At 66.2% G+C, this 15,684-nt stretch carries 15 protein-coding genes; 10 read left to right on the top strand and 5 right to left on the bottom strand.

Features of this window, described 5'->3' with window-relative positions:
* Positions 1-2: 2 nt before the first annotated feature.
* From tssC to UB43_RS05575, 9 genes are all read left to right on the top strand, one after another.
* Positions 3-1,490 (top strand): type VI secretion system contractile sheath large subunit, encoded by a 1,488-nt coding sequence (gene tssC / locus UB43_RS05610; RefSeq protein ID WP_045209417.1) that lies wholly within the window; start codon positions 3-5, stop codon positions 1,488-1,490.
* 71 nt (positions 1,491-1,561) lie between these two features.
* The gene (locus tag UB43_RS05605) at positions 1,562-2,059 is read left to right on the top strand and encodes an Hcp family type VI secretion system effector (protein ID WP_045209415.1); all 498 of its coding nucleotides are present in this window, start codon (positions 1,562-1,564) and stop codon (positions 2,057-2,059) included.
* A 12-nt stretch (positions 2,060-2,071) separates the two neighbouring features.
* A complete protein-coding gene (tssE, locus tag UB43_RS05600) occupies positions 2,072-2,500 on the top strand; it encodes a type VI secretion system baseplate subunit TssE (RefSeq protein ID WP_045209412.1) in 429 nt (142 codons plus the stop codon).
* Complete coding sequence (gene tssF, locus UB43_RS05595) at positions 2,484-4,310, top strand: type VI secretion system baseplate subunit TssF (RefSeq protein ID WP_045209411.1); 1,827 nt, start codon at positions 2,484-2,486, stop codon at positions 4,308-4,310. The genes tssE and tssF overlap by 17 nt, the downstream gene beginning before the upstream one ends.
* Positions 4,274-5,287: a type VI secretion system baseplate subunit TssG gene (gene tssG / locus UB43_RS05590; RefSeq protein WP_045209409.1), complete on the top strand. Its 1,014-nt coding sequence runs from the start codon at positions 4,274-4,276 to the stop codon at positions 5,285-5,287. The genes tssF and tssG overlap by 37 nt, the downstream gene beginning before the upstream one ends.
* Complete coding sequence (gene tssH, locus UB43_RS05585; RefSeq protein WP_045209407.1) at positions 5,287-7,836, top strand: type VI secretion system ATPase TssH; 2,550 nt, start codon at positions 5,287-5,289, stop codon at positions 7,834-7,836. Before tssG ends, tssH begins: the two co-directional genes overlap by 1 nt.
* Before the next feature lie 76 nt (positions 7,837-7,912).
* On the top strand, positions 7,913-8,722 hold the full coding sequence (locus tag UB43_RS29520) for a hypothetical protein (RefSeq protein WP_156160352.1): 810 nt from the start codon (positions 7,913-7,915) through the stop codon (positions 8,720-8,722).
* Between the two features lie 72 nt (positions 8,723-8,794).
* Complete coding sequence (tssI, locus tag UB43_RS05580) at positions 8,795-10,801, top strand: type VI secretion system tip protein VgrG (RefSeq protein WP_045209405.1); 2,007 nt, start codon at positions 8,795-8,797, stop codon at positions 10,799-10,801.
* 10 nt (positions 10,802-10,811) lie between these two features.
* The gene (locus UB43_RS05575; protein WP_045209403.1) at positions 10,812-11,357 is read left to right on the top strand and encodes a toxin-antitoxin system YwqK family antitoxin; all 546 of its coding nucleotides are present in this window, start codon (positions 10,812-10,814) and stop codon (positions 11,355-11,357) included.
* 6 nt (positions 11,358-11,363) lie between these two features.
* Here the strand turns inward: UB43_RS05575 and UB43_RS05570 are convergent, their stop codons facing one another.
* Positions 11,364-11,759, bottom strand: a complete 396-nt coding sequence (locus UB43_RS05570) for a DUF4280 domain-containing protein (RefSeq protein WP_045209401.1) — start codon at positions 11,757-11,759, stop codon at positions 11,364-11,366.
* A 205-nt stretch (positions 11,760-11,964) separates the two neighbouring features.
* Between UB43_RS05570 and UB43_RS05565 the strand changes: the two genes are divergently transcribed.
* Complete coding sequence (locus tag UB43_RS05565) at positions 11,965-12,864, top strand: acetoacetate decarboxylase (RefSeq protein ID WP_045209398.1); 900 nt, start codon at positions 11,965-11,967, stop codon at positions 12,862-12,864.
* A gap of 9 nt (positions 12,865-12,873) precedes the next feature.
* Here UB43_RS05565 and UB43_RS05560 read toward each other — a convergent pair whose 3' ends face one another.
* The 4 genes from UB43_RS05560 to UB43_RS05545 form a co-directional block, all read right to left on the bottom strand.
* On the bottom strand, positions 12,874-13,476 hold the full coding sequence (locus tag UB43_RS05560; RefSeq protein ID WP_045209396.1) for a hypothetical protein: 603 nt from the start codon (positions 13,474-13,476) through the stop codon (positions 12,874-12,876).
* Between the two features lie 133 nt (positions 13,477-13,609).
* On the bottom strand, positions 13,610-13,861 hold the full coding sequence (locus tag UB43_RS05555) for a hypothetical protein (RefSeq protein ID WP_045209394.1): 252 nt from the start codon (positions 13,859-13,861) through the stop codon (positions 13,610-13,612).
* 159 nt (positions 13,862-14,020) lie between these two features.
* Complete coding sequence (locus tag UB43_RS05550) at positions 14,021-14,473, bottom strand: universal stress protein (protein WP_045209392.1); 453 nt, start codon at positions 14,471-14,473, stop codon at positions 14,021-14,023.
* A 90-nt stretch (positions 14,474-14,563) separates the two neighbouring features.
* Positions 14,564-15,604: an AraC family transcriptional regulator gene (locus tag UB43_RS05545; RefSeq protein WP_045209390.1), complete on the bottom strand. Its 1,041-nt coding sequence runs from the start codon at positions 15,602-15,604 to the stop codon at positions 14,564-14,566.
* Positions 15,605-15,684: the final 80 nt, after the last annotated feature.

The following is a 15,684-nucleotide window of genomic DNA, read 5'->3' as shown; positions in this document are numbered from 1 at the left end:
CAATGGCCAAACCCAGCTCCGCCGCGGCGCAAGGCGCCGAAGGCAGCACCCAGACCCTCGACCTGCTCGACCGCATCATCGCCGACGGCCGCATGGCCCACGATGACAGCCAGCAGGAATACGCCCGCGACATGCTCGCGGAGTTCGCCACCCAGGTCCTCGACGAAGGCATGGCCGTCAGCAAGGACACCGTGGCCATGATCAACGAGCGCATCGGTCGCATCGACGAACTGATCAGCGCCCAGCTCAACCAGATCCTGCACCACCCCGAACTGCAGCAGCTCGAATCTTCCTGGCGCGGCCTGCACCAGCTGGTGCAGAACAGCGAGACCGGCTCGCGCCTCAAGCTGCGCCTGCTCAACGTCAGCCAGCAGGACCTGCAGAACGACCTGGAGAAAGCCGTCGAATTCGACCAGAGCGCGCTGTTCAAGAAAATCTACGAAGAGGAATACGGCACCTTCGGCGGGCACCCCTTCAGCCTGCTGGTGGGCGACTACTCCTTCGGCCGTCACCCGCAGGACATCGCCCTGCTGGAGAAACTCTCCAACGTCGCCGCCGCGGCCCACGCGCCCTTCATCGCTGCGGCCAGCCCGCGCCTGTTCGACATGGGCAGCTTCACCGAGCTGGCGGTGCCGCGTGACCTGAGCAAGGTCTTCGAGAGCCTGGAGCTGATCAAGTGGCGCTCGTTCCGCGAGAGCGAGGATTCGCGCTACGTTTCCCTGGCCCTGCCGCGCTACCTGGTGCGCCTGCCCTACGGCCCGGAAACCCTGCCGGTGGAAGGCATGAACTTCATCGAGGACGTGGACGGCACCGACCACGCCAAGTACCTCTGGGGCAACGCCGCCTGGGTCATGGCCCAGCGCATCACCGAAGCCTTCAGCAAGTACGGCTGGTGCGCGGCGATCCGCGGCAGCGAAGGCGGCGGCGCCGTCGAAGGCTTGCCGGCCCACACCTTCCGCACCCAGGCGGGCGACCTGTCGCTCAAATGCCCGACCGAGGTGGCCATCACCGACCGCCGCGAGAAGGAGCTCAACGACCTGGGCTTCATCGCCCTGTGCCACAAGAAGAACACCGACCTCGCCGTGTTCTTCGGCGGCCAGTCCACCAACAAGCCGCGCCAGTACAACACCAACGAGGCCAACGCCAACGCGCGGCTCTCGGCGATGCTCCCGTACGTGCTGGCGGCCTCGCGCTTCGCCCATTACCTGAAGGTGATCATGCGCGACAAGGTGGGCAGCTTCATGACCCGCGACAACGTGCAGACCTACCTCAACAACTGGATCGCCGACTACGTGCTGATCAACGACAACGCCCCGCAGGAGATCAAGGCGCAGTACCCGCTGCGCGAAGCCCGCGTGGATGTCAGCGAAGTCGCCGGCAAGCCAGGGGTCTACCGCGCCACGGTGTTCCTGCGCCCACACTTCCAGCTCGAGGAGCTGACCGCCTCGATCCGCCTGGTAGCCAGCCTGCCGCCGCCGGTCGCAGCCTGAGCCAGGGGGCCGCCCGTGCGGGCGGCCCCTTCACCTGATCCCACCTCTTTCAAGCAGCGGAGTTTTCCACCATGGATGCGATACTTCTCGACCTGGGCGACGACATCAAGGGCGACAGCCTGCTGGCCGGCTTCGAAAACAAGATCGAAATCATGTCGTACAGCCACAACGTCGCCATGCAGGTGACCAACGATGTCAGCAACTCGGAGCGCACTTCCGGCAAGCCGCACATCGGCGAATTCACCCTGACCAAGTTCGTCGACACCTCGACCCCGACGCTCAACGAATACTGCTGCTCCGGCAAGGCCATCCCCACCGCCACCCTGACCATCGGCCGCAACGCCGCCGAGGGCGACGGCAAGATCATGCCCTTCATCACCTACACCCTGAACAACGTGGTGCTGTCCAACGTCAGCGTCAGCGGTGGCGCCGGTGGCAAACCGGTGGAAACAATGTCGTTGAACTTCACCAAGATCAAATGGGAGCTCACGGCGCAAAAGGACGACGGCAGCAAGGAAGGCACCGCCGCCTCGACCTGGGACATGGCCGCCAACAAGCTGGCCAGTTAAGGACACCGGGCCTTGCACGGCATCGCTCGGCCACCGCTGCTGGACCGTCTCTCCGAAGCCGGAGAGGCGGAACCGGCCTTCGACCAGCGCGCCCTGGCGGCCTCGGTCGCGCAGGAGCTGTCGCGTCTGTTCAATAGCCGCAGTCCCGTGGGCAACGGTGTTGGCATCCTGGCTTACGGCATTGCTGACTGGACGGCCCTGCAGCCCCGCCGCGAAGCCGACCGCCTGCACCTGGCCCGGGAGATCCGCCGCGCGGTGACCCGCTTCGAACCACGCCTGGGGCTGAGCGAAGTCGTGGTCGACGCCGATCCGCAGCACCCGCAGCGCCTGCGCGTACGCCTGCTCGGCAATCTGTGCCAGGACGCCGGCCGTGCGCCCCTTCTGTTCGAACTCATCCCCGTTGGCGGAACACTGGAAGTACGCCATGAGCGACTCGATTGATGCCGAACTGCTGGATTACTACCAGCGCGAACTGACCTGGCTGCGCCACGCCGGCGCCGGTTTCGCCGCGCGCTATCCCAAGGTGGCGCGCCGGCTGGAACTGGGCCCCGGCGAGTGCGGCGACCCCCATGTCGAGCGCCTCCTGGAAGGTTTTGCCCTGCTTGCCGCGCGCCTGCAGCGACGCCTGGACGACGACTATGCCCAGTTCAGCGACGCACTGCTCGAACAGCTCTACCCCATCGCCCTGCGGCCCCTGCCCTCCTGCGCCGTGGTGTGCTTCGAGCCGGACCCGGCCAAGGGCAAGCTGAATGCCGGCTTCCACCTGCCGCGCGGCACCCCGTTGTTCGTCAGCGTACCGGGCCAGGAACGCATCGAACTGCCGGAAGAACTGCGCGGCCAGACCTTGCACTGGCGCACCACCGACGACGTCACCCTGTGGCCGTTGCGCATCGAAGAAGTCGTGCTGCTCGGCGCCGAGGAAGCCCAGGCCGCCACCGGCAGCGCCGGGGTCCGCGGAGCCCTGCGCCTGGACCTGCGCTGCCTCGACAAGGACGGCTGGGCTGCGCTAGACATCGACAGCCTGCGCATCCACCTGGCCGCCAACCCCGTTGCCAAGGCCGCCCTCCATGATCTGCTAGGCGCCCACGCCTGCGGCCTGGTCGCCGAGGCCGAAGGGGCGCCGCCACAACGCCTGGCTGGCCTGCCGCAACGGGTCGGCTTCGCCGCCGAGCAGGCGCTGCTGCCGGAGGACGAACGCGTGCATCCCGGCTTGCGCCTGCTCGCCGAGTACTTCGCCTTCCCCGACAAGTTCGCCTTCTTCGACCTGCCACTCGAAGGCCTGCGCGCCAGCGGCGAGCAGCTCTATCTTTATGTCCTCTTCGACCGCCCCGCCCCTGCCCGCCTGACCCTGCAGGCCAGCGACCTGGCGCTGGGCTGCGTGCCGGCGATCAACCTGTTCCCGCGCACCTCCGAGCCGCTGCGGCCGGATGGCACGCGCAGCGAATACCGCCTGATCGCCGACGCCCACCGCGAGAACTCGGTGGAGATCCACAGTATCCGCTCCCTGCGCGCCAGCACCCCGCTCGGAGTGGTCGCGGTCGCGCCCTACCACGGCACCCAGCACCGCCCCGGCGCGTTCGGCCTCTACTGGCACGCGCGGCGGGTCGAGGGCATGACGCCCAATCGGCGCGGCAGCGACCTGTTGCTGACCCTGGTGGACGCCGGCCTGCAACCCCTGGAAGAAACGCCTCAGTACAGCCTCAGCGCAGAACTCCTGTGCACCAACCGCAGCCTGGCCGAGTACCTGCCGGCCGGCACCGAGCTGGCCTTCGAGCGCCCCGGACCGGTGGCCCGCGCCAGCCTGTTGCGCGCACCGAGTCGGCAATGCCAGCCGGAACTGGATGGCCCCTCGCGCTGGCAACTGGTCTCGCAGCTCACGCTCAACCACCTGTCGCTGGTGGAGGGTCCGCAGGCCCTCGATGCCCTGCGGGAAATCCTCACGCTGCACGACTTCAGCGAAGACAAGCTGGCCGCCCGGCAGATCGGCGGGCTGGTCCGGCTGGACTGCACGCGCGTGGTCGACCATGTCGGCAGCGACGCCTGGCGCGGTTGGCGCAACGGCCTGGAGGTTCGCGTACACCTGGAACGCCAGGCCTTTGTCGGTGCCAGTGCGGTGCTGTTCGGAGCCGTGCTCGCGCAGTTCTTTTCGCTCTACGCCAATGCCAACCGCTTCGTGCGCACGGTGCTGGTGCAATCGGACCAGGAGATCTGCCGATGGCAACCCCAGGCCGGCCAGCCCCTCACTCTCTGAGCCGGCGCCTGCGCGCCGAGCCGCACCGCTTCGAGTGGCTGCAGGCGCTGCTGCTGCTCGAGCACGAACAGCCCCAGGCCACGCCGCTGGGCCACGGCAGCCGTCCGGACGCCGAAGCGCTGCGCCTGCGCGGCCCGCTGACGCCGGTGTTCGCCCCCAGCCAGATCGATACCCTGGAAGACGAGGATGACCGGCCGCTGCTGAGCACTTCCATCTTCGGCCTGGGCGGCGCCGACGGTGCCCTGCCCTACGCCTACCAGGAATGGCTGCAGCAACGCGCCCGGCAGAAGGACCACGCGCCCGCCGAATTCCTCGACCTGTTCCAGCACCGCCTGCTCAGCCTGCTCTACCGGGTATTGCGCAAACACCGGCTGGCCGTGGGTTTCCAACCCCCTGCCGCCGCGCCCCTGCGCCGCCCGCTGCGGGCCCTGGTGGGCCTGCTGCCAGCCGGCCTGCATGAGCGCGGCGCGCTGCCCGACGCCAGCGTGCTCGCCCGCAGCGCGCACTTCTCGGGCAATCGCCGTTCGCTGGTGGGCTTCGCCGCCATGCTCCGCGAACAGTTCGGCATCCCCGCCGAGTGCGAGGCCTATGCCGGCGCCTGGCGCGAGATTCCGCCGGCCCGGCGTAGCGTGCTGCAACGCGGGGGCGCCAACCTGGGCCTCGGCCGCGACGCCATCGCCGGCACCCGCGTGTGGGACGAACACGCCGGCTTCCACCTGCGCCTCGGCCCGCTGGACGAAGCCACGGCGCGGCACTTCTTCCCGGACGGCATCGCCTATCCGCTGCTGGCCCACCTGAGCGCGCTGTACTTCGGCCCCGACCTCGACTGCCGGCTGCGCCTGCTGGTGCGCGCCAGCGGGCCGCTGGCCCTCGGCCGCAACCATGCCCCGAGGCTGAACTGGAACACCGGCCTGCGCCGCAGCGGCGGCGCCGTACAACCCATCGACCTGACCCTGCGCCACGCGGAGATGCCCTGATGGACCTCGCCAGCCTGATCGGCCGCCTCAACCCAGAATCCCGCCGCGCCCTGGAGCGCGCCGCGCAGCGCTGCCTGCAACGCACCCACCACTACGTCGAGATCGAGCACCTGCTGCTGGAGCTGCTGGACATCGACGGCGGCGACCTCGCTCGGCTGCTGCCGCGCTTCGGCCTTGAGCGCGACCAGCTGGTCGGTGAGATCAACACGGCGCTGGAGCTGTTCCGCATCGGCAGCACGCGCACCCCGGCGCTATCGCCACAGACCATCGGCCTGCTGGAAGACGCGGTGGTACAAGCCAGCGTGCTCGGTCAGCCGGCGATCCGCTCCGGACTGCTGCTGCTCGCCCTGCTCGACCGCGAGGAACGCCGTGCCCTGCTGCTCAACAGCGCCTCGTCGCTGCTGCGCATTCCCCACGAGACACTGCGTGAAAAGCTCCTGGAATGGACCGAAGGCTCCCGCGAACAGCCCCCCGGCGCACGCACCCCGGCCAAGGCCGCACCCACCGGTGCAGCGGCCCAGGACAGCGTGCTCGACCAGTACACCCAGGACCTCACCGCCGATGCCCATGCCGGACGCATCGACCCCATCGTCGGGCGCGACGGCGAAATCCGCCAATGCGTGGACATCCTCCTGCGCCGCCGGCAGAACAACCCGATCCTGGTCGGCGCCCCCGGCGTCGGCAAGACCGCCGTGGTGGAAGGCCTGGCCCTGCGCATCGCCGCCGGCGAGGTGCCACCGCCCTTGCAGGGCGTGGTGCTGCGCGTGCTCGACCTCGGCCTGCTGCAGGCCGGCGCCGGGATCAAGGGCGAGTTCGAACAGCGCCTGAAAGGCGTGATCGATGCGGTGCGCAGCAGTGAGCATCCGATCATCCTGTTCATCGACGAAGCCCACACCCTGATCGGTGCTGGCGGCGCGGAAGGCGGCAGCGACGCCGCCAACCTGCTCAAGCCGGCGCTGGCCCGTGGCGAGCTGCGCACCCTGGCCGCCACCACCTGGCTGGAATACAAGAAGTACTTCGAAAAGGACCCCGCGCTGGCCCGGCGCTTCCAGCTGGTGCAGGTCGAGGAGCCCGACGAGGCCACCGCCGTGGATATGCTGCGCGGCGTCGCCGCCAAGCTCGAACAACACCACGGCGTGCAGGTGCTGGACGTGGCCATCCAGGACGCGGTGAAGCTCTCGCACCGCTACATCTCCGGCCGCCAGTTGCCGGACAAGGCCATCAGCGTGCTGGACACCGCCTGCGCCCGTGTCGCCCTGGCCCAGCATGACGTGCCTCCGGCCCTGGAAAACCTGCGCCACCGCGAACTGGCGGTGGAGGAAGAGCTGCAACGCCTGCGCCGCGAACAGGCCACCGGCCTGGACCACAGCGCGCGCATCACCGGTCTGGAGCAGGAATCGGTGGGCAACCTGTCGTCCATCCGCGCCCTGGAAAAACGCTGGGGCGAAGAACGCGAGGCGGTGCGCGAACTGCTGCAATCACGCCGCGAACTGCTGACCCTGAGTGAGAGCGCCGACGCCGCCAAGCCCGATGAAGAACTCGACGGCCGCATCGACCACCTGGCCGCCGAACTGGCGCGCCTGGAAGCCGGCCTCGACGCCATCCGCGAGGACGACCCGCTGGTGCCCGAGCAGGTCGACTCGAAGACCGTGGCCGCAGTGATCGCCGGCTGGACCGGCATCCCCGTGGGCAAGATGCTTGCCGATGAAGCCCACGCCATCCGTACCCTGGCGCAGCGCATGGGCCAGCGGGTGATGGGCCAGGGAGCCGCGCTGGGCACCATTGCCCAGCGCATCCAGGCCTACCGCGCCGGCCTCACCGACCCGGCCAAGCCGGTGGGCGTATTCCTCCTGCTCGGCCCCACCGGCGTGGGCAAGACCGAGACCGCCTACGCCCTGGCCGACGCCCTCTACGGCGGCGAGCGCAACCTCATCAGCATCAACCTCTCCGAGTACCAGGAAGCCCACACCGTCAGCCAGCTCAAGGGCGCCCCGCCCGGCTACGTCGGCTACGGCACCGGGGGTGTGCTAACCGAAGCCGTGCGCCGCCGCCCCTACTCGGTGGTGCTGCTGGATGAAATCGAAAAGGCCCACCCCGACGTGCTGGAAGCCTTCTACAACGTCTTCGACAAGGGCGTGATGGAAGACGGCACCGGCCTGGTGGTGGACTTCAAGAACACCGTGATCCTCGCCACCAGCAACGTCGGCGCCGAACTGCTGCTGGACACCGTTCCCGACCAGATTGCCACGCCGGTGTTCGACGAACGCCTGCGCAAGGTGCTGCTGCAAGCCTTCCGTGCGGCTTTCCTGGCGCGCATGACGGTGGTGCCCTATCGACCGCTGGAGGAAGCGACGCTGGAAGGCATCGTCGTCGCCAAGCTGGAAAAACTGCGTGAGCGCTACAAGGCGGCGACCGGCAAGCAGTTCGATTTCGACCAGGCAATCGTCAAGGCAGTGCTCGCCAAGTGCAGCTCGGCGGGGGCAAGGGATATCGAGAATGTGCTGATGGCGGAAGTGACAGGGAAGTTGGCGGAGTGGGTTCTTGAATAAGCAGAATTATATTTCGCACAATTTTCCACGATACGAAATTACTGATAAACCAATGTAAATCCCACATGGAGACCTTATGTCCATAGAATCACAAGTTTATCAAATTGCCCTAAAAGAGCACAACGCCAATGAAACCAATTGGTCCGCCCCCATATATAACAGCACTGACACCCAAATACACATAGAGACAGGGGCGCATCTAACCTTCAAGAAAAAATCGAGCCTGGAACAAAGCCAATTCACAATAACCGGCAGCCAGGACGGGAGCTTCACCACAAAGTCAATGTCGGTCCAGGAAGTGCTCCGACTAAGCAGATACATTGACCAATACTATATGACAACAAACTACAGAAAAGTCATTGAAAATCAAAAATGGAGGGAGCTTTACCAGGTAACCAAACGAAATTTTTCATATATAGACGGAGAGCTTCCAGGTGAAGAGGAAACCGACGCCATCCCCTGTCACAGCTGCGGAATTGTACTTCCCAGCTACCTCATAACCATTGATCACACGAAGCCGGTTTCGACTGGAAGCGACCAGGCGGTACTTAAAGTATTGCGTTTTACTGGGGGCTACCTAACTCATTCGGGCGCCCACGGCACTTTGTATAATGCACTGCTCAATGCGGGCCCCATTCGAATCCCGACCAAGCGCAGCGTCATCAGGTTTGAAAAGGAAATCAGCTATCAAAAAGCCAAGAGATACACCCTTACGGACAATGGGATAATTTTTCTTTCAACCATTATCTCAGCAGCAGGAGAACAAGGAGTTATAAATGCATGCATGCATTCCATGATAAATCTGAGACCATTTTGCTCTCACTGCAATCCGTCGAAGGGGAATGCAATGGAAAGTCTCGATGGAATCAATACAGGTATTTACTAATAACTCTGATACACAGCAGGGCTTCGCTTCTCTGTTCCGGTTAGTTGAAACTCTTAAACTTAGAGATCGCAGATGCCCCGTCCCAGCGATACCACCACAAGTATTTCCCTAACGGCGTCGGCGCTGACGGAACTCTATGCGCAGACAGTTTCCGGCCTGGAGGCGCTGAACGGTGTCGCCCGCTTGGAGTTACTAGGCTTCGCCTCCAGCCCGCTCATCCTGGCCAGCGGAGTGAATACCCACGTCACCGCCAACCTCCACAACGACGGCAGAAGCCGCCCCCTCGACGCCCTCGTCGCCGAAATCCACCAGCTCCCCGCTGACGCCACCGCCGATCGTTATCAGCTGGTGCTACGGCCCTGGCTCTGGTGGCTGACCCTGGCCAGCAACAACCGCGTCTTCCAGAACCTCCCCACCAGCGACATCGTCACCACGATCTTCAAGGCCCATGGCTTTACCGACTTCAAGCTGTCGCTGACGGGCAGCTATGAGCCCCGCGAATACTGCGTGCAGTACGGCGAAAGCGATTTCGCCTTCGTCTCGCGGCTGCTGGAGGAAGAAGGCATCTTCTGGTTCTTCACCCACGAAGAGGGCAAGCACACGCTGGTGCTGGCGGACAGCAACGACGCCTTCCCTCCCATCCCCAATGGGCCGAAGGTGCCGTACCTGGGCCAGGAGATCGGCGTGCGCGAGCTGCACGGCATCCGTTCGGCGCAGTACTGCCTGCAGGCGGTCGCCGGGACCTACAGCGCCACCGATTACGAGTTCACCACGCCTACCACCTCGCTGTATTCCCAGGCGCAGGCCGAGGCCGGGCCGCGCGCGCAGTACGAACATCCCGGCGGCTACACCGCCAAGGCCCGCGGCGATGCGTTGACCAAGCAGCGCGTGGACGGCCTGCGCAGCCAGGAGAAGCGCCTGATCGGCGAGAGCGATTGCCGCTGGCTGGTGCCGGGGCACTGGTTCACCCTGACCGGGCATGACGACGCCAGCCTGAACATCGATTGGGTGCTGACCTCGGTCACCCACGAAGCCGACCATGAGCACTACGGCAATCGCTTCGAGGCCATCCCCAAGGCCACCGCCTACCGCCCTCCGCGCGCCACGCCCAAGCCGCGCATGCACACCCAGACCGCCAAGGTGGTGGGCAAGGCCGGCGAGGAAATCTGGACCGACCAGTATGGCCGTATCAAGATCCAGTTCCCCTGGGACCAGCAGGGCAAGAACGACGAGGCCTCGTCCTGCTGGGTCCGCGTGGTGCTGCCCTGGAGCGGCAAGGGCTTCGGCATGCAGTTCATTCCGCGCATCGGCCAGGAGGTGATAGTCACCTTCATCGACGGCGACCCGGACCGTCCGCTGGTCACCGGCTGCGTCTACAACGGCGACAACGCCCTGCCCTACGCATTGCCGGACAACCAGACGCAGTCCGGCATCAAGACCAATTCGTCCAAGGGTGGCGGCGGCTTCAACGAGCTGCGCTTCGAGGACAAGAAAGACGCGGAGGAAGTCTTCCTGCAGGCGCAGAAAGACATGAAAGTGAACGTGCTCAATGACAGCACCGCCACCATCGGCCACGATGAAACGCTCACGGTGCAGAACGCCCGCACCCGCACGGTGAAGGAAGGCGACGAGACCATCACCCTGGAAAAGGGCAAGCGCAGCGTAACCATCCAGACCGGCAGCGACACGCTGGACGTGAAGGACACCCGCACGGTCAAGGTCGGCGCCGACCAGACTCACAGCACCGGCGGCAACTACAGCCATCAGGTGAGCGGCAACTTCGAGCTGACGGTGGACGGCAACCTCACCATCAAGGTCAGTGGCACCCTCACCCTGCAGAGTGGCGGCAGCCTGACGCTGAAAACCGACGCCGACCTCGCCGCCCAAGCCGGCACCTCGGTGACCAGCAAGGCTGGCACGACCCTGACCAACCAGGCGGGTACTTCGCTCACCAACAAGGCCGGCACCACCCTCACCAACGACGCCGGCGTCAGCCTCACCAGCAAGGCCGGCGCCGAGCAGACGGTGGACGGCGGCGGCATGCTGACCCTCAAGGGCGGCCTGGTGAAGGTCAACTGAGGACGACAACATGGCCAACAGCAGAACCCTCGACCTCAAGCGCGGCGACAGCACCCTGCAGGGCCGCCTGCAGGACGGCGCGCTGGAAGGCCCGCTGCGCATCAGCGAGCGCGGCCGCCCGCAGGCCAGCCTGGACTACCGCGACGGCGAACTGCACGGCACCAGCACGCTCTACCACCCCAACGGCCAGGTCAGTGCGCAGTTGCCCTACGTGCGCGGACGCCTGCAGGGCGAGGCGCGTTACTTCGCGGCCGAAGGCTGGCTGCAGCGCAAGGTGGGTTACCGTGACGGCCTGATGCATGGCGAGGCCTGCAGCTATCTCGCCGATGGCACGCTTGCCGAGCAGGCCTTCTACCGCGAGGGGGTGCAGGAAGGTCCGTTCCGCCGCTTCCACGGCAACGGTCAGGTGGCGCAGGAGGCCCGCTATGCGAAAGGTGCGCCGCTGGATCAACCGCGAGCCTATGCCGAGGACGGCCGCCCACTGGACCACAACGGCAAACCGATCTCGCGGCTGCGCTGGTGGCTGGGCGGCCGTGGCGATGCCAGCGAGGCCTGAGCGGACTCAGGGAATCAGCATCTGCACCTGGCCGGGAAAGACTACCTTGATCGCCCCGCCCCAGGTGCACATCAGCGTACCGTTGGCGTCCAGCGCCGGCATGCCGCCCAGCAGCACCGTGGGCGGTCCGCCGGGTATCCACGGCGCGGCGGTGGCCGGTATGCAGGGCATGGGCGTCAGTACGCCGAGGGCGGCTGCAGTAGCGGCGGCCACCGTCGGATTGGCAGGGCTGGTGCACAGGCCGAAGGGCAGGATGTTCAGCAGGGGTATGTGATCCTGCAGGTTGGCTGCCGGCATGCCGCCGGTGAGGGTGCGATTGACCGGCAGCACGTTGAGCACCGACGGTGCGACACCGAAACTGCATTGCAGCGTCGCGCCGCTGCAGACCTGGGGACAGCCCATGAAATCACCTCGCCTGATGCCTGCCTTGGCAAAACCTGCTCAAGCGTAGCCAGCTTCGCGCCATTGCGCCCGCAGCGAAGGCCGCCGCCGACCGGCAGAAACCCGCTTGACATTAAAGTTAACTTTAAACTTAGGGTGAGCCCATCTGCCGCCCGACTCGAAACGCCGTGCGGCTCCCACCAAGGTCAAGCAGAAGGTCAAGCAGATGAAGGCGCGATTCAAGGAAGTCGAGTTCGGCACCCAGAGCGTTGAAGTGATCGAGGGCGGCTATTACGACCGCTACCGCATGAATCCGGACCTGAACGAAGTGGCGAAGGACCCCGCCGCCGGCAACATCGACTACTTCCGGCGCATTCCCAAGCAGATGGTCACCTCGCGAGTCGGGCCGACCTGGGCGCCGAACTTCTACTACCGCACCAGCAGCATCCAGTTACTGTTCCTGGCACCCATCGACCGCCTGCGCGCCACGCTGCCGGCGCCGCTGGAACCGCTGCGCGCCCTGCCCGGCCAGGGATTGGTGGCGTTGACCTTCTTCTCCTACTCGGTGTGCGACAACGACCCTTACGATGAAGTCTCGGTCGCCATCGTCATCCGCCGTCCGGGCGCCAGGGGCAGCCATGCCCTGGAGTTGCTCGACGCCATGCGCCGCCGCGACTTCGTCGCCCACGTGCTGGCCCTGCCGGTCTCCACCGAGATTGCACGGGTGCGCGGCGTGCATGGCTACCAGTTGCCGAAATGGCGCACCGGCATCGAGGTGAAGATCGGCGGCCAGGTGTCGGCCAGCATCCAGGGGCCCGACGGTCGAGCCGACCTCGTCCTGCAGGCGCCCCTGCCGGCGCTGGCGATCGCCACCCCACAATCACGCCTGGGCACTACCACCATGGTCCACCAGGTCGATGGACGCTGGCACCAGACGCGGGTGCAGAGCAACACCCTGGCTTATGCGCAGAGGCTGCTGCCCAGCAACGTCCGGCTCGCCCGCAATGGCGGGCCGCTGAGCCAGTTGCTGGAGGGTCTGGGCGCGTCGCGCATTCTGCGCCTGGACGTGGTCAAGGACGCTCAGATCGCGCTCCACCTGCCTTCGCTGCTGGAGAACCAGCCTTGAACGGACGCCCTACTGTGGCTGGACGCTGACGGCGACGGCGGAGGTCACCCGCATCACCAGCTGGCGACCAAGGTACTCCGGCTTCATCACCACGTCGGGACGGACCTTGACCGTGTGCTGGCTGCCGTCGGCGAACTGCAGGGTGGCGGTGCGCTTGGCGGTGTCCATGGATTTGACGGTGGCGGTGACCTCCACCGTATCGGCCGCGAGCATGCCCGGCTTGTTGCCCGGCTGCGCCGTCGCCAGCAGCCCGGCGCCACCGCTGCCGGTCTCCTGGCCCGGCTCGCGCAGGAAGACGAGGCGCTCCAGCGCGACGATGGCGCGGACCCGGTCACCGACCTTGAGCTGGTCGAAGTTGCGCATCTCCGGCGGCGCCTGGAGGGTGCGGCTGTTGCCGTGATCGTCCTTGAGGGTGAAGGTCCGCTTGTTCCGGTCGATGGCACTGACGCTGGCCTGCATCTCCTCCGTCTCGGTCATGGCACCGCCCGGCACACCCTTGGCGACCGACTCGGTGCTGTCGTACTGGTAACTCAGCTCATCGTTCTTCTGGCTCTGGCAGCCGATCAGCAAGCCAGCGGAGAGGGACAGGCAGATCCAACGGGACACACTCATCGGGCGACTCCTTGCGTCAGGGTGTTTGCAGTCCGGTAGCGGGAAACCGAGGTAGCGCCAGCAGGCCTGGCCGCCGCGGCTGCATGAATTCACCCAGCGTAGCCGTTGCCCGGTGATGCGCCACGCGGGTCACTCAGTACTTGATATCCCGCGCGGTCTCGCGCCCCTGCTGCTTGGTCTGGCGTTTGTCCTGCCGGCACTGGGCGTTGTACTGCTGGTCGGCGGCGCGGCAATTCTGCTTGGTCTGGCGTGCGTCCTGGCGGGTTTCCTGGCGCACATCCCGCGCCTGGCGGCGCTGGTTGCCCTGCTCCGTGGCCCAGGCGGTACCGACCGAAGCGACGAGGAAGGCCGCCGCGACCAAAGCAGTGAACAGGGAACGGGGCATGGCGTCACCTCCTGCAGCACAAGGACAGAGACTCTCCAGTACAGCCGATTTCCCACCGGCTTGCCGATGGCGACGCAGGGTTCGCCGCACTCTTCGACGAAAGGCAGCCCCGGCCGCGACGACGGGCGCATGCCACGTCCCGCAGTCGGCTGCGCAACCTCAGTGATCGCGGACCAGCAGCACCGGACGCTTGCTCGACTGCAGCACACCTTCAGCCACGCTGCCCAGCATCAGGCGATGCACACCACGGCGGCTGTGAGTACCCATGACGATGGCGTCGGCCTTGACGGCATCTGCCTCGGCCTCGATGCGATCAGCGACTTCCTCGCCGGTGGTTTCCATCGTGACCCGCTGGTAAGTGGCGGGCACGGCATACTCCCCGACCACCTCCCGCGCCTTGCTCAGGATGTCATCGGCAGCCTTGAGCGCGGCGGCATGCAGCGCCTCGGCGTCATAGTACTTGGCGTAATAAGGCAGGTGCCCCAGCGGGCGATCGACGATGGTGATGACATGCAGCTCACCGCCACTCATGCGGACCAGCCGCGCTCCCTCGGCCAGGGCTCGGAACGAAACGGGGCTGCCATCGACGGCGGCCAGTACGTGCTCGTACATGCTGTGCTCCTCGTTGTTTGGGCAGTTCGACCTTAACTGCCCAGGCCAGGAACGCCCTTGTGCCGCATCAATGTAATCGCCCAAGGCGCATCAGTGCGCCAGAGCGGCGTCCTCACGACAGGCAGACGGGCTCAGCCCGGTCCAGCGCTTGAAGGCGCGGCGGAAGCCGCGTACGTCACTGTAGCCAAGCGCCTCGGCGATGCGCTCGATGGGCATTTCCGGGTTGTTCAGCAGGCTCATGGCGCGGGCGTGGCGCACCTGATCCTGCAACGCATCAAAGGTGATGCCGTGCTCGCTCAGGCGACGGCGCAGGGTCCGGCTGCTCATGTTCAGCTCGCTGGCGACCTTGTCGATCGGGCTGCCGTGGGCCAGGTCGCGGGCAATGGCGCGTTCCACCGTTTCCAGCAGGCCGGTTTTCTGCTGCACCGGGGCAGACTCCGCCTCCAGCAGGCTGAGCGCCTGGCGCAGGGCGACGGGATGGTGGCTGGGCAGTTGCACATCCAGCCAGTGGCTGGCGATGGCCACGCGGTTGTGCAGACAGCCGAACTGCAGGTTCGGCCCGAGCAGGCGCCGGTACTCGGCTTCATAGGCGGGCGCGGCGTGGGTGAACTCGAAGCGCAGGGGCTGGAACTGGGGGCCAATCAGGGTGCGGTTGTAGACCAGCAGGCTGGCGAAGAACTCCTCCACGGCGAACACCTGGATATCGGCGAAGGGCAGCCGGCACTCCACGTCGATGTAGCTCTCCTCCGGCCCCTCGATCAGGTTGCAGACCGCAATGCCGCCGGTGGTGTGCTGGAAGCGGCGGCCCACCTCGAAGGCATCACGCAGGTTCTTGCACAGGGACAGCACATGGCCAAGCAGACCGAGGGTGCCCAGCACGTTGCGGTGCCCGACCCAGAGCCCCAGGCCACGCTCGGGCAGTGCCGCGAGCGCGCGCTGGATCATCGCGACCGTCTGCCGATAGGTGACGCGCTGGGCCGGGTCCTGCAGCTCTTCGGCGGTAAAGCCGAGCCCGCGGCACAGGCGCTCGCCGCTGACGCCTTCGTCGCCGGCTACGTCGGCCAGCGTCTGCAGCAGGAAAGGCGAAACCTGGGCCAGGTCGTATTGCGCATCGATGCTTGTACTGGGCATGCAGGCTGCTCTCGATCGGGGGCGCCGGCGATTCTTGTTATGTGGCTGGCGCACGATGGCCGCATCATAACGCGTTCGCA

This window comes from Pseudomonas sp. 21, from assembly GCF_000955805.1.
Taxonomy (GTDB): Bacteria; Pseudomonadota; Gammaproteobacteria; order Pseudomonadales; family Pseudomonadaceae; genus Pseudomonas.
Note: the sequence above shows the minus strand (reverse complement) of the source record. Positions and strands in the feature narration are given on the sequence as shown.

Coding starts and splice junctions, on each gene's coding strand:
- tssC (WP_045209417.1), top strand. CDS start 3: ATGGCCAAACCCAGCTCCGCCGCGGCGCAAGGCGCCGAAGGCAGCACC.
- UB43_RS05605 (WP_045209415.1), top strand. CDS start 1,562: ATGGATGCGATACTTCTCGACCTGGGCGACGACATCAAGGGCGACAGC.
- tssF (WP_045209411.1), top strand. CDS start 2,484: ATGAGCGACTCGATTGATGCCGAACTGCTGGATTACTACCAGCGCGAA.
- tssG (WP_045209409.1), top strand. CDS start 4,274: ATGGCAACCCCAGGCCGGCCAGCCCCTCACTCTCTGAGCCGGCGCCTG.
- tssH (WP_045209407.1), top strand. CDS start 5,287: ATGGACCTCGCCAGCCTGATCGGCCGCCTCAACCCAGAATCCCGCCGC.
- UB43_RS29520 (WP_156160352.1), top strand. CDS start 7,913: ATGTCCATAGAATCACAAGTTTATCAAATTGCCCTAAAAGAGCACAAC.
- tssI (WP_045209405.1), top strand. CDS start 8,795: ATGCCCCGTCCCAGCGATACCACCACAAGTATTTCCCTAACGGCGTCG.
- UB43_RS05575 (WP_045209403.1), top strand. CDS start 10,812: ATGGCCAACAGCAGAACCCTCGACCTCAAGCGCGGCGACAGCACCCTG.
- UB43_RS05570 (WP_045209401.1), bottom strand. CDS start 11,759: ATGGGCTGTCCCCAGGTCTGCAGCGGCGCGACGCTGCAATGCAGTTTC.
- UB43_RS05565 (WP_045209398.1), top strand. CDS start 11,965: ATGAAGGCGCGATTCAAGGAAGTCGAGTTCGGCACCCAGAGCGTTGAA.
- UB43_RS05560 (WP_045209396.1), bottom strand. CDS start 13,476: ATGAGTGTGTCCCGTTGGATCTGCCTGTCCCTCTCCGCTGGCTTGCTG.
- UB43_RS05555 (WP_045209394.1), bottom strand. CDS start 13,861: ATGCCCCGTTCCCTGTTCACTGCTTTGGTCGCGGCGGCCTTCCTCGTC.
- UB43_RS05550 (WP_045209392.1), bottom strand. CDS start 14,473: ATGTACGAGCACGTACTGGCCGCCGTCGATGGCAGCCCCGTTTCGTTC.
- UB43_RS05545 (WP_045209390.1), bottom strand. CDS start 15,604: ATGCCCAGTACAAGCATCGATGCGCAATACGACCTGGCCCAGGTTTCG.